Below are 13,046 nucleotides of genomic sequence, written 5' to 3' on the forward strand. Positions count from 1 at the left end.
GAGCATGAAGAAAGGGGCCCCGCACCGAGGTGCGGGGCCCCTTTCGTGCGAGGACCTCAGTCCTCGGCCGGCAGGTCCCACGTCACCGGCAGCTCCCACAGGCCGTAGATCACGGCACCCTCCTTGCGCGGGATCTCCAGGAACGGCTTCGCCAGTCGCAGCGACGGGATCCGCTGGAACAGCGTCGTCCACACCAGCTGCATCTCCAGCCGCGCGAGGTCGGCACCGATGCAGTGGTGCAGGCCGTGCCCGAACCCGAGGTGCTTGCGGGTGCCGCGTTCCAGGATCAGCTTCTCCGGCTCCGGGAAGATCTCCGGGTCGCGGTTGCCGTTCAGGCCCAGGCACAGGATGCCGTCGCCCGCCTTGATCGTCTTGCCGGCGATCTCGATGTCCTCCAGCGCCACCCGCGGGATCGCGGTGTCGCCGATGGTCGCGATGCGCACGAGCTCCTCGACGGCCGGCTCGATCATGCCCTCGGGGTCGTCGAGCAGCAGCTGCAGCTGGTCCGGGTGCTCCAGCAGCGCGGCGGTGCCGAGCGACAGCATCGAGGCCGTGGTCTCGTGGCCGCCGTTCATCAGCAGGCGGATCATGTTGAACAGGTCGCGGCGCGTGTACTCCTCGCCGGAGGCCGCGTACTCGGCCATCGCGCGGGACAGCAGGTCCTCGCCCGGCTCCTTCTCCTTCAACGTGATCAGCTTGTCGACGTAGGCGTTCACCTCGACGATCGCCGCCTGGCGCTGCTCGGGCGTCGAGTGGCCGCCCAGCAGACAGGTGCCGTGCTCGATGAAGAAGTCGTGCTCGTCCTGCGGGATGCCGAGCAGCTCGCAGATCACGGTCATCGGCACGGCGAGGGAGAACTCGCGGTGGAAGTCGATCGGCGGCGTCATCGTCAGGATCTTGTCGATGTACTCGTCGACGATCTCCTGGATGCGCCCGCGCAGCCGCTTCACCTGGCGGTTCGTGAACGTCACCGCGGCCTTGCGCCGGGTCTTGGTGTGCTCCGGGTTGTCGTAGCCGATGAACGACGTCTCGGTGCGGAACTCCGGCGGCGCGATGAAGTAGAACGGGAAGTTGTCGTGCTTGCGCGAGGCGCTGATCCGCGGGTCGGTCAGGAGCTGCTTGATCGTGTGGTAGCCGCTGATCGTCCAGATCCGCAGGCCGGACCCGGTCAGCGTGACCTCGACGACGTCCTCCTCCGCCATCTGCGCGTACTGCGCGGGCGGGGTGAACGGGCACTGGCGCTTGTACGGGAACGTGTCCACACCGGGCTCGGTGGCGCTGCTGGTCATCTTTCGGTTCCTCCTGGTTCGAAGTGGCTCACGCCAGGTCAGCGCCGCCATCGAGCGTGATGATCTGACCGGTCACCCACGAGCTCGCCGGCTCGGCGAAGCGGGTGATCCACGGGACGACGTCGTCGACCTCGCCGGTGCGCCCCAACGGGGTCTGCGAGGCCTGGAAGCCGAAGTAGCCCTCGACCTCCTCGGGGCTCAGGCCGTTGGCCGCGTAGACCTCCGTGCGCACGGCGGCGGGCGCGACGGCGTTGACGCGGATGCCCTGCGGGGCGAGCTCCAGCGCCCAGCTGCGCACCAGGCTGTCCACGGCGGCCTTGCTCGCGCCGTACACGCCACCGCCGGGCACGGCGATGTGGCCCGCGTTGCTCGAGACGAACACGATGCTGCCGCCGGGCGAAGTCAGCTGCGGCAGCAACGCGGCGGTCAGCACCAGCGGGCCGACCAGGTTCGTCTCCAGCACGTCGCGGGCGGTGCCGAGGTCGAACCCGGCGACCGGCGTGAAGCGGAAGATCCCGGCGTTGTGCACGAGCACGTCGACCTTGCCGCCGCCGAGCTTCACGGCGTCGGCGACCTTGCCCGCGCCTTCCTCGGTGGTCACGTCGGCGACCACGGCGGTGATGGCGGGGTGCAGGGCGACGACCTCGGTGAGCCGGTTCTCCCGGCGGCCGGTGATGATCACGTTCGCGGCGCCGAGGTCGGCGAACGCCAGCGCCGCCGCGCGGCCGATGCCGGTTCCCCCACCCGTCACGACGACCTGCTGTCCGGCAAAAGGTGCGTCCGACATGACGCCTCCAGCTTCTTTCTCTCCTGTAAGAGCAGTCACCGCCAACCCTGCTGGGTGTTCCTTGAGTCCAGGTCTAGCTGGGACGGAAACCCTGGGAGCATGGAGATCGCGGGACAGTGGCGGGTACGGGTCGGCCGGCCGGGTGGCGAGACCGAGAGCGAGCTGGACTTCGCGGAGGACGGCACGGCCACGCTCGTCAAGGGCGGCAGGGGATCCGGCACCTGGACGGCAACAGGTGCCGGCACGTTCTCCTACCGGATCACCGAGGAGATGACCGATCCTGCGGGCACCGTCGAGATCAACCAGGACGCGGTGCTCAACGGCGACGCGTTCGTCAGCTCCGGGATCACGACAGTGCGCCTCGCGGATGGCAGCACCATCCGCGAGGCGCACGTCAGGATCACCGCGCTCAGGAGAACTTGACCGTCACGTTCCCGGTGTAGGAGCCGGACAGCAGCGACAGCAACGCCTGCGGAGCCGCCTTCACGCCACCCTCGACGATCGTGTGCGGGAACACGAACTTCCCCTCCTGCAACCACTGTCCGAAGTGGACCACCCAGTCCTGGATCTGCTCCGGCAGGTGGTAGCAGGCGAACGGGCGGATCTCCAGGTGCTTCGTGATCGCCGTCATCAGGTCGAGCCGCGGGTGCTCGTCCGAGCCACCGGCCTGGTTGGCCAGCGCGCCGCACAACGCGAACCGCGCGTGCGGTCGGGCGGCCTGGACCGCGGCCTCGAACTGCGCCACCGACGTTGTCGAAGAACACGCTGATGCCGTCCGGTGCCAGCTCGCGCAGCCGGTCGGCCACCGGGCCGTCCTTGTAGTTGAACGCGGCGTCGAACCCGAGCTCGTTCACCAGCCAGTCGACCTTCGCCTGCGACCCGGCCGAGCCGATCACCTTCGCACCACGGGCCTTCGCGATCTGCCCGGCCAGCGACCCGACCCCGCCGGCGGCACCGGTGACGAACACGACGTCACCCTCGCCGGCCTGCGCGATGGTCGCCATGCCGTAGTACGCGGTCGGCCCCTGCGACAGGAAGTAGACCGGCGACGGCACGTAGTGCGGGTTCTGCTTGATGAACTGCTGCGCGGGCCCCGACCAGTACTCCTGCCACGGCCCGAAGGACTGCACCAGGTCGCCGACCGCGAGGTCGGGGCTGTTCGACTTCACGACGGTGCCGACACCACCGGCACCGGCGGGCTCGCCGAGCTTCCACGGCGGCACGCCGGGGATCTGGCAGTCGGCGCGCATGAACTCCTTGAAGGCGGCGGCCACGGACACGTAGTCGACGCGCACCAGCACCTCGCCGTCACCGGGTTCGGGGACGGCCACCTCGACGAGGTCGAAGTGCTCGAGGGTCAGGTCGTTCTCGACGTGCTTGGCGAGCCTGACCTCCCACTGCTTCTCGGGGATGCTCATGACTCTCTCCCAGAATGGTCGGACACGGGTTGTCCCCAGGTGACGGGGAAGGTGACGAGCGAGTGGTTGATCTCGCCCTGGTGCCACCGCAGGTCCTCGTACGGCACCGCGAGCCGGAGGTCGGGGAACCGGCGGGTCAGGCCCTCGATGGCGATCGCCATCTCCATGCGCCCCAGCTGCTTGCCGAGGCAGTAGTGCACGCCGTGGCCGAACGCGATGTGCGGGTTGGCAGCGCGGTCGATGTCGAGCACGTCCGGGTTCTCGAAGACATCGGCGTCCCGGTTCGCCGACGACAGCACGAAGAACACCGCGTCACCCGCCGAGATCTTCTGCCCGCCGAGCTCCAGGTCCTCCGCCGCGATCCGGTGGAACCCGGTGGTGTCGGTGGCGAAGAGGTTGACGTGCCGCAACAGCTCCTCGACCGCCGCCGGGATCAGCGCCGGGTCGGCGACGAGCCGCTGCCAGGTGTCCGGGTGGTCGTGCAGCAGCGCCAGCACCGAGTTGGAGATCTGGTTCGCCGCGGTGTCGAACCCGGCGCCGATCAACGTGAACGCGAACGTCACCAGCTCCTGCTCGCTGAGCTTGTCGTCGTTGTCGCGCGCGGAGATCAGGTCCGACAGCATGTCCTGGCCGGGCTTCTCGCGCTTCTGCGCGATCAGGCCCATCACGTAGCCGGCGAGCCGCCCGAACGCGCGCATCGGCGCCTCCGGGTCGTTCTCGTCGAACGTCGCGAACGCCCGCGCGTCGGTCTCGAAGATCTTCAGGTCCTCGGTCGGCACGCCCAGCAGGTCACCGATGATCGTCAACGGCAGCGGGACGCACAGCGCCTCGACGAGGTCGACCGGTCCGCCGCGCAGCTCGACGGCGTCCAGCAGCTCGTCGCACACCTTCTGCACGCCCGCGCGCATCGCCTCGACCTTGCGGACGGTGAACGCGCCCATCACCAGCTTGCGCAGCCGGGAGTGCTCGGAGCCGTCCAGCGAGATGATCATCTCGGGGGTGGTGGTCATGGCGCCACCGACCTGGGGAGCACCCTCGACGCACGTCAACGCGCGGCTCAGCCTCGGATCGGCGAGCCCGGCGCGGACGTCTTCGTACTTGGTGATCACCCAGGTCGGTGTGCCGGTGTTGGTGCGCACCTTGGCAACGGGGCACTCGGCGCGCAGCTCGGCGTACTTGGGGTCGGGACCGCGGTAGGAGGAACCGGTGAACGGGAACTCCTCGTCCAGTTCGAGGGGCAGCACGGGACACCTCCGGGTGCGGGATCGGCGCTCGCGGCGAACACTGCCCCGCCCACCTCGAAGAACGCTCGAAAGTCGCGCGTTTACCAGAAGTCGAGCAGCCGGACCTACTTTCGCGCCATGGACACTGCACTCGTGCCGTTCCGGGTCGAGGTTCCCGACTCCGAACTGGCGGACCTCAAGCGGCGGCTGGCGGCGACCAGGTGGCCGGACGCGGAGACGGTCGACGACTGGTCGCAGGGCATGCCGCTGGCCTACGCGCGCGAGCTGGCCGGGTACTGGGCCGACGTCTACGACTGGCGTGCCACGGAAGCGCGCCTCAACGCCATCCCGCAGTTCAAGACCGAGATCGACGGGGTCGGGATCCACTTCCTGCACGCCCGGTCCCCGCACGAGAACGCGCGGCCGCTGCTGCTCACGCACGGCTGGCCCGGTTCGGTCGCGGAGTTCCTCGACGTCATCGAGCCGCTCACGAACCCCGCCGACCCGGCCGACGCGTTCCACGTCGTCGCGCCTTCGTTGCCCGGCTATGGTTTCAGCGACAAGCCGACCGGAACCGGCTGGACGCTGGAACGCATCGCCGCGGCCTTCGTCACGCTGATGGGCCGCATCGGCTACGACAGGTTCTCCGCGCACGGCAACGACTGGGGCTCGTTCATCACCGGCATCCTCGGTCACATCGCGCCGGACCACGTCGAGGCCATCCACCTCGTGATGCCGTTCGCCCCGGCACCCGAGGGCGAGGTGCAACTGTCCCAAGAGGACTATCGAGGACTGTCGAACCTCAAGGAGTTCGCCGCCAAGGAGTCCGCGTACGCGGCGGTGATGAACACCAAGCCGCAGTCGCTGGCGTACGGCCTCACCGACTCCCCCGTCGGCCAGCTCGGCTGGGCAGGCGAGAAGTACTGGTCGTGGAGCGACCACGACGGTGACGCCGAGAAGATCATCTCGCGCGACCGGATCCTCGACATGGTGTCGGTGTGCTGGTTCACCGCCACGGCCGCGTCGTCGGGCCGGTTGTACTGGGAGAGCTACAACAAGTCGCCGCTCACGCAGGTCGACGTGCCGACCGGGTTCTCGGTGTTCCCGGCCGACGCGCGGATGCCCAAGCCGTGGGCCGAGCACCGGTTCACGGACCTGCGGTACTGGAAGGAGATGCCGTCCGGCGGGCACTTCCCGGCGCTGGAGAACCCGGCCGTGCTCGTCGAGGAGCTGCGGACGTTCTTCCGCCTGGTGCGCTCGTGACGGCCACGCTGGGCAAGCCGGGCACAAGGCTCGGCCTGGTGCTGGCGGTCTGCTGTCTGGCGCAGTTCATGAACGTGCTGGACGCGTCGGTCATGAACGTGGCGCTGCCGTCGATCTACGAGGAGCTCCGCTTCGAGCGGCACGACCTGCAGTGGGTCAACAGCGCGTACACGATCGCGGTGTGCGGGTTCCTGCTGCTGGGCGGCCGCCTCGCCGACCTGTTCGGCCAGCGCCGGGTGTTCCTCCTCGGCGCGGCGCTGTTCACGGTCGCGAGCGCCGTCGGTGGCATGGCGACCTCGCCGGGCACCCTGATCGCGGCGCGCGGGTTCCAAGGGCTCGGGGCGGCCGTGATGGCGCCGGCGTCGCTCACGGTTCTGGGCACCACGTTCACCGATCCGACGGCGCGCGCCAAGGCGTTCGGCTGGTGGAGCGCGGTGTCCGGGTCGGCCGGCGCGGTCGGCGTGCTGCTCGGCGGCATCGTCACCGAGTCGCTGGGCTGGCGGTGGGTGCTGCTGATCAACGTGCCGCTGGGCATCGCGCTGGTGGCGATGATCCGCGGTGCGGTGCCGGAGACGTCGAGCAACGGCTCCAAGCGCTTGGACGTGCCGGGCGCGTTCACCGTGACGATCGGCCTGATGGCACTGGTCTACGGCATCGCGCAGTCGCACGAGCTGGGCTGGGGTTCGTGGCAGGTCGCCGGGTCGCTCGCTCTCGCGGTGGTGCTGTTCGCGTTCTTCCTGCGCCAGCAGACGGTGTCCGACCACCCGTTGATGCCGCTCGGGATCTTCCGCAACCGCGCGGTGACGGCGGCGAACGTCGTGGCGTTCTTCGCGATCGCCGCGCTGTTCAGCACCTTCTACTTCCTCACCCTGGTGCTGCAGCAGGTGATGGGTTTCAGCCCGCTCGCCACCGGTCTGGGTTACCTGCCGTTGTCGATCGGCATCGCGCTGGGCGGCTACGGCGTGGCGCGGATCGTGCCGAAGGTCGGGCCGCGGCCGGTGCTGCTCGGTGGCCTGCTGACGGCGTGCGCCGGGCTGATGTGGGTGTCCACAGCGGACGAGACGTCGACGTTCCTCGGCTCGATCTTGGTGCCGACCACGTTGCTGGGCCTGGGAATGGGCGCGGTGCTCAACGCGACCACGAACGCGGCGACCTCCGGGGTGCCGCGCGAGCAGGCGGGTCTCGCGTCCGGGCTGCTCAACACGATCCGCCAGATGGGCAGCGCGATCGGACTCGTGGTGCTCGCGACGATGTCGTCGGCGCGGGCGGACTCCCTGCTGGCGCAGGGAGAACCGCTGCAGCACGCCCTCGGGTCCGGCTACGGGCTCGCGTTGTTCGGCGCCGGCGTCTTCACGTTCTGCGGCGCGCTCGCCGCACTCGCGGTGCCGCGGAGATCATGACCACTTGCCGTGCAGGTCGACCGGCAGCGCCACCAGGCGGTGGTTCATGTCGGCCCGCTGCCACTCGAGCGCTTCCTCGGCCACCGCGAGCCGCGCGGCCGGGAAGCGCCGGGTCAGCTCCCGCAGTGCGGTGACCAGCTCGATGCGGGCGAGCGGCGCCCCGAGGCAGCGGTGGATGCCGTGCCCGAACGCGATGTGCTCACCGCCCCGGCCGAAGTCGAGCGTGTCCGGGTCGGTGAACACCGCGGAGTCGCGGTTCGCCGAGCTCGTCGACACGAACACCGCTTCCCCCTTCGGAACCGTGACACCGAACAGCGTCACGTCCTCCAGCGCGATCCGCGGCAGGCCGGTGGTGTCGTTGGTGGACAACGTGATCCAGCGCAGCAGCTCCTCGACGGCGGCGGGCACCTCCTCCGGGTGCTCGCCCAGCCGCACCCAGACGTCCCGGTGGTGCCCCAGCAACGTCAGGACCGAGCTGGCGAGGTGGCACGCGGTGGAGTCGCCGCCGGCGCCGAGCAGCGTGTAACCGAGGCCGATGAGCTCCCCGACCTCCAGCTTGTCGTCGCCGATCCGCACCTGCGTCAACGCCGACAGCACGTCGTCGCCGGGTGCGCGCAGCTTGCCGAAGACCAGCGCGGCCATGTACTCGCCGAGCTGCTCCCCCGCCGCGGCCGCGGTCTCCGGCGCGTCCACCGCGGCGAACTCCCGGATCAGCCGGGCGAACGTGTCGCGTTCGCCGGCGGGAACACCGAGCAGGTCGCTGATCGCGATGACGGCCAGGGGGAAGGTGAACTTCCCGAGCAGGTCCACCGGTCCGTCCAGGGACTCCTCGTCCGCCCGGTCCAGCAGGTCTGTGACGAGCTGCTGGACCCGCGGGCGCATGGCCTCGACCCGGTCGGCCGAGAACGCCTGCGTGACGAGGTCGCGCAGGCGGGTGTGCGCGGGCGGGTCCAACGAGATGATCATCCCGGGTGGCGCCTGGAACAGGCCCGGGAACGTTGGCGCGTCCGGTTCGTACGAGGCCGCGCGGGAGAACCGCACGTCGTCGAGGACCGCGCGGACCGACTCGGTGGTGGTGGCGACCCAGCAGTGCCCACCGCCGGTCGCGGGCAGGCGCACGAGGGGCTGGGTGGCGCGGAACCCGGCGAACTCCGGCGCGGGGCCGCGGTAGCTGGATCCGGGAACGGGGAAGGAAGCCATGTTTGCGCACGTTAGGAGGCCTGACCTGAAGGCCGGTCCAGCGCGGTTCGAGTGACCGCGTGGACGCTGAGCGTGATCGGCCATCCAGGCGAACAACCCCGATCAGGAGATCCACTATGACCATCCTCGTCACCGGAGCGCGCGGCAACGTCGGCCGACGCGTGCTGCAGCGGCTCTACGCCGCGGGCCACAGCCTCCGCGCATCCGGCCGAAACCCCGCCGAGCTCGACGTTCCCGAGGGCGTGGAGACCGTCGCGCTCGACCTCAACGACCCCGAGACGTTCGTCCCGGCCCTCGCCGGCGTCTCGAAGGTGCTGCTGTACGCGGAGCCGGACGGCATCGTGCAGTTCCTCGACGAGGCGGAGAAGGCCGGCGTCGAGTCGATCGTGCTGCTGTCGTCGAACACCGTCGCGCTGCCCGGCGCCGACGAGGACCCGCTGGCCCACCACCACAAGGTCGTGGAGGAAGCCGTCGTCGCGTCCGGCCTCACCTACACCATCCTGCGACCGGGCGCTTTCATGAGCAACGCGTTCGGCTGGAGCTACTCGCTGCAGGCAGGCGACACGATCGACCAGGTCTTCCCCGAGGCGCAGGTCGCTCCGGTGCACGAGGACGACATCGCCGACGTGGCCGTGGTCGCGTTGACGGAGAAGACGCTGCAGGACCAGGTCGTCGACCTGACCGGTCCGGAGTCGCTGACGTTCCGGCAGGAGCTGGAGATCGTCGGCGAGGTGCTCGGCCGCAAGCTCGTGGTCAACGGCCTGACCCGCGAGGAGGGTGAGGCGCAGATGAGCAACTTCGTGCCGCCGCCCGTGCTCACCTCGCTGCTGAACCAGTGGGAGGCCGCCGTCGGTGTCACCGCGGACACCAGCGCCACCGCCGAGCGGATCACGGGCAAGCCCGCCCGCACGTTCCGCCAGTGGGTGGAGGAGCACGCCGCGTTCCTGGCGTGAGCGCACCGGAGCCGGGGCGAGGGCGGCGGACCCGCCCCGGCTCCTGCCCGGTCAGACCCGCGTCATCGTGAACGTGATGTTCGAGGTGCCCAGGTTCGTGCCGTCGGCGAGGTAGAAGGTCGACGGGCCGGAGCTGGTGAAGCTGTTCGGTCCACTCTGGACGGCGTCCTGGTCGAAGTCGACGTAGGCGAAGTAGACGCCGTTCTCGTCGTAGACCTTCTCCCCGCGGAACTTGTAGTGGAACGTGCCGGCGCCGGTGACCCACCAGGAGCCCTTGGTCGTCGTGTTCTGCTCGTTGGTGACGAACGCGCTGCCGTTGGCCTTGAACACCAGCTTGGTGGGGTGGTCGCCGTCGGTGCGGGTCACGTAGCCCGTCCACGTGCCCACCGGCGTGCACGTGGTCGCGTTGGCGGTGGCGGTCAAGCCCGACAAAGCGAGCAGGACCACGGCCGTGACGGCTCCTGCGCGGGCGAGGAAAGTGGACCGTTTCGGGGTGAACGTCTGCATCTGTGTGGCTCCAGGACTCGGTTTCCTGCGGCGGACGCGCGCAACCGTGGACGAGACCCCTCAGGAACCGCTGCACAACGGCTCGAACGCGGCGCTGTCCGCTGCCGCACGAGCCTGCTTCGACCCGCTCACCTCAAGGTTCTACCTACTCATGAGCTGACCGGGAGGACGCCGTGACCGAACTCGAGACAGAACTCTGCGAGCTGTTCGGGGAGGTGCTCGGGGTGCCGGGAATCGAGCCGGAGGACCACTTCTTCGACCTGGGGGGCCACTCGCTGCTGGCGTCCAAGCTGGTCAAGCAGGTCCACGAGCGGTACGGCGTCCGCGTCACGTTGCGCAGCTTCTACGAGGACCCGACGGCACGCGCCGTCGCCCAGCACCTGGACCAGGCAGCCTAGGAGTTTCTGATGCGGTGGAACGACCTCTACATCGCCGGTGTGGGCACGTACCTGCCCGAACAGGTCGAGACGGTGGACGAGGCCATCGCCGCCGGCCGGTACACCGAGGAGAAGAAGGCCATGAACGGCTACCGGGAGCTGCGGGTTGCCGCACCCGGTGAGACCGGGCCGGTGATGGCGGCGATCGCGGGGCGGCAGGCGGTGGAGCGCTCCGGCCTGAGCCACGACGAGTTCGGCCTGACCGTGCACGCTTCCCTGTCGCACCAGGGCCTCGACCTGTGGACGCCGGCGAGCTACGTGCAGGCCAACACGGTCGGTGGCTCGGGGCCTGCGTTCGAGGTGAAGCAGGGCTGCAACGGGTTCATGGCCGCCGTCGACCTCGCGGCCGCCTACGTGGGCTCGCACAAGGACTTCTCCGCCGCGCTGGTGACGGCGGGGGACGCGTTCCACCTGCCGTACTTCGACCGCTGGTGCTCGGAGGACCAGAACGTCAACGGCGACGGCGCGGGTGCGTTCGTGCTGTCGAACAAGGCCGGTTTCGCCCGTGTGCGCGCGATCTACTCCTACGCCGACTCCACGCTGGAGCAGATGTCGCGCGGCTTCCAGGAGTGGACGACGATGCCGTTCCCGAACGGCGAGACGCTGCAGCTCAACCGCAGCATGGAGGACTACCTGCAGAACTCCGACGTCGACCTCGACGAGATGGTCGCGAAGATCGCCGGCGGGGTGCAGCACTCCCTCAAGCAGGTCCTGCACGAGGCCGAGATCGAGCTGGCCGACGCGCGGTTCTTCCTGCACCAGCAGCTCGCGGAGACCATCGCCCAGTACGGCATCTGCGGCCTGCTCGGAGTCAAGCGCGAGTCGACGACCTACGACTGGGCCAAGCAGTACAGCATGGTCGGCACCGCGGACCTCGCGCTGGGCCTGGACCACGTGCTGGCCGAGCGCGACCCGCAGCCGGGCGACCTCGTGGTGATGCAGTCCTCCGGCGCCGGATACGTGTGGACCGCCGCCGTGGTGGAGATCCTCGAACGGCCGTCCTGGGTCTGACGCACGAAGACACGAAGAAGAGGGGCTTCCCGGTGTTCTCGGGAAGCCCCTCTTCGCTACACGTACAGCGACTTCGAGCTCCAGTCCGGTTCCGGCAGCGCCTTGCGGTCGGTCTTGCCGTTGCTCGTGATCGGCAGCTCGTCCACGACGACGAACCCGGCCGGCACCATGTGCTCGGGCATGCCGGCGCGCAGGTGCCGGCGCAGCGCCCGCTTGTCGAGCTCCTCACCGGACTTGACGACCCATGCGAGAAGCCTGCGGTCACCGCTGGGGTGCGTGCGGACGCCGACCGCGGCGGTGCGGACCTGCGGGTGCTCGGTCAGCGCGTTCTCGACCTCGCCCGGCTCGATCCGGAAACCGCGCAGCTTGAACTGGTCGTCCATCCGGCCCAGGAACTCGACCACACCGTCGGCGCGCTTCCGCGCCTGGTCACCGGTGCGGTAGTAGCGCTCGCCGTTCCAGCTGCCGCGGACGAACTTCTCCTCGGTCAGGTCCGGTCGCTTCCAGTAGCCGCGCGCGACCTGGGCGCCGCCGATCCAGAGCTCGCCGGGGGTGCCGGGTGCGACGGGCCTGCCGTCCGCGTCGACGACCACGACCTCGACGTTCTGCAGCTGGGTGCCGATCGGCACCGCGCCGCCCAGGTCCTCCTCGGCGCCGATGCGGTGGCAGGTGGCGAACGTCGTGGTCTCGGTGGGGCCGTAGCCGTTGACGATCCGCAGCTCCGGCACGGCTTCGCGCAACGCCCGCACGTGCGGCACGGACAGCACGTCGCCGCCGGACAGCACGGTGTGCAGGCCCTTGAACGCGGACACGTCGACGTCGATCTGCCGGTGGAACAGCGCCGCGGTGAGCCACAGGACGCTGATCTCGTTGGCGCGCAGCAGGTCGCCGAGCTCCTCCGCCTGGACGACACCGGGCGGGGCGAGCACGACGCGGGCGCCGTTGAGCAGAGCACCCCAGATCTCGAAGGTGGCGGCGTCGAACGCGACCGGGGCGAGCTGCAGGATCCGGTCCTCCGTCGTCACCTCGACGTAGTTCGGCGCGGTGACCAGGTTCGTGATGTTGCGGTGCTCGACCATCACCGACTTCGGCTTGCCGGTGGAACCCGAGGTGTACATCAGGTAGGCGAGGTCCTCCGGTGCGACGGCCGGAAGCTCCACTGTGGACCGTACCCCGCGCGGCGGCACCTTGATCGTGGTGAACCCGGCGAAGAACCGGCCCACCACCAGGGAGACCTGCGCGTCGGCGAGCATCATCGACGCCCGCGACTCGGGGTCCTCCGGGTCGATCGGCACGTACGCGGCACCGGCCTTGAGCACGCCCAGCAGTGCCACGACGAGCTGCGCCGAGCGTTCCAGGCACACCGCCACCCGGTCGCCCACCCGCACACCGGCCTCGACGAGCTCGCCCGCCAGCGCGTCGGACCACCTGTCCAGCTCCGCGTACGTCACCACGTCCCCGTTCGCGGACAGCGCGACCGCGTCCGGCGTCCTGGCCACCCGGCAGCGGAACGCGCCGGTCACCGATGCAGACATGCCCCAGCTCCTCTCGCTTTCCC

12 protein-coding genes are annotated in these 13,046 nt (G+C 69.7%); 5 read left to right on the plus strand and 7 right to left on the minus strand.

The genetic code is table 11. From position 1 onward, the window contains the following. Positions 1-56 precede the first annotated feature (56 nt). From BBK82_RS02540 to BBK82_RS02560, 4 genes are all read right to left on the minus strand, one after another. Positions 57-1,289, minus strand: a complete 1,233-nt coding sequence (locus BBK82_RS02540; RefSeq protein ID WP_065913531.1) for a cytochrome P450 — start codon at positions 1,287-1,289, stop codon at positions 57-59. 28 nt (positions 1,290-1,317) lie between these two features. Continuing rightward, on the minus strand, positions 1,318-2,076 hold the full coding sequence (locus BBK82_RS02545; RefSeq protein WP_065913532.1) for an SDR family NAD(P)-dependent oxidoreductase: 759 nt from the start codon (positions 2,074-2,076) through the stop codon (positions 1,318-1,320). Between the two features lie 251 nt (positions 2,077-2,327). After that, the gene (locus tag BBK82_RS55665) at positions 2,328-3,494 is read right to left on the minus strand and encodes an MDR family NADP-dependent oxidoreductase (protein ID WP_218920569.1); all 1,167 of its coding nucleotides are present in this window, start codon (positions 3,492-3,494) and stop codon (positions 2,328-2,330) included. Further along, complete coding sequence (locus BBK82_RS02560) at positions 3,491-4,738, minus strand: cytochrome P450 (RefSeq protein ID WP_065913534.1); 1,248 nt, start codon at positions 4,736-4,738, stop codon at positions 3,491-3,493. Before BBK82_RS02560 ends, BBK82_RS55665 begins: the two co-directional genes overlap by 4 nt. A 117-nt stretch (positions 4,739-4,855) precedes the next feature. On the opposite strand from BBK82_RS02560, the gene BBK82_RS02565 reads away from it, so the two are divergent. Both BBK82_RS02565 and BBK82_RS02570 read left to right on the plus strand, forming a co-directional pair. Further along, entirely contained in the window at positions 4,856-5,980 is a 1,125-nt protein-coding gene (locus tag BBK82_RS02565; RefSeq protein ID WP_065913535.1) for an epoxide hydrolase family protein, read from the plus strand. Next, positions 5,977-7,380 (plus strand): MFS transporter, encoded by a 1,404-nt coding sequence (locus BBK82_RS02570; RefSeq protein WP_065913536.1) that lies wholly within the window; start codon positions 5,977-5,979, stop codon positions 7,378-7,380. The genes BBK82_RS02565 and BBK82_RS02570 overlap by 4 nt, the downstream gene beginning before the upstream one ends. Here the strand turns inward: BBK82_RS02570 and BBK82_RS02575 are convergent. Next, a complete protein-coding gene (locus BBK82_RS02575; RefSeq protein WP_065913537.1) occupies positions 7,375-8,580 on the minus strand; it encodes a cytochrome P450 in 1,206 nt (401 codons plus the stop codon). The two genes, BBK82_RS02570 and BBK82_RS02575, sit on opposite strands and share 6 nt — an antisense overlap. 116 nt (positions 8,581-8,696) lie before the next feature. On the opposite strand from BBK82_RS02575, the gene BBK82_RS02580 reads away from it, so the two are divergent. Beyond that, positions 8,697-9,533: an NAD(P)H-binding protein gene (locus BBK82_RS02580; protein WP_065913538.1), complete on the plus strand. Its 837-nt coding sequence runs from the start codon at positions 8,697-8,699 to the stop codon at positions 9,531-9,533. A gap of 51 nt (positions 9,534-9,584) precedes the next feature. Here the strand turns inward: BBK82_RS02580 and BBK82_RS02585 are convergent, their stop codons facing one another. Continuing rightward, positions 9,585-10,040 (minus strand): hypothetical protein, encoded by a 456-nt coding sequence (locus BBK82_RS02585; RefSeq protein ID WP_065913539.1) that lies wholly within the window; start codon positions 10,038-10,040, stop codon positions 9,585-9,587. A 173-nt stretch (positions 10,041-10,213) separates the two neighbouring features. Here BBK82_RS02585 and BBK82_RS02590 point away from each other — a divergent pair, with 173 nt between their 5' ends. Both BBK82_RS02590 and BBK82_RS02595 read left to right on the plus strand, forming a co-directional pair. Then, positions 10,214-10,438, plus strand: coding sequence for a phosphopantetheine-binding protein (locus BBK82_RS02590; protein WP_065913540.1), 225 nt, complete (start codon positions 10,214-10,216; stop codon positions 10,436-10,438). Positions 10,439-10,447: 9 nt separating this feature from the next. Then, on the plus strand, positions 10,448-11,488 hold the full coding sequence (locus BBK82_RS02595; protein WP_065913541.1) for a ketoacyl-ACP synthase III family protein: 1,041 nt from the start codon (positions 10,448-10,450) through the stop codon (positions 11,486-11,488). A gap of 56 nt (positions 11,489-11,544) precedes the next feature. On the opposite strand, the gene BBK82_RS02600 is transcribed toward BBK82_RS02595, so the two are convergent. Continuing rightward, a complete protein-coding gene (locus BBK82_RS02600; protein WP_083267747.1) occupies positions 11,545-13,023 on the minus strand; it encodes an amino acid adenylation domain-containing protein in 1,479 nt (492 codons plus the stop codon). Between the last annotated feature and the right edge of the window lie 23 nt (positions 13,024-13,046).

This window comes from Lentzea guizhouensis (assembly GCF_001701025.1).
Lineage (GTDB): Bacteria > Actinomycetota > Actinomycetes > Mycobacteriales > Pseudonocardiaceae > Lentzea > Lentzea guizhouensis.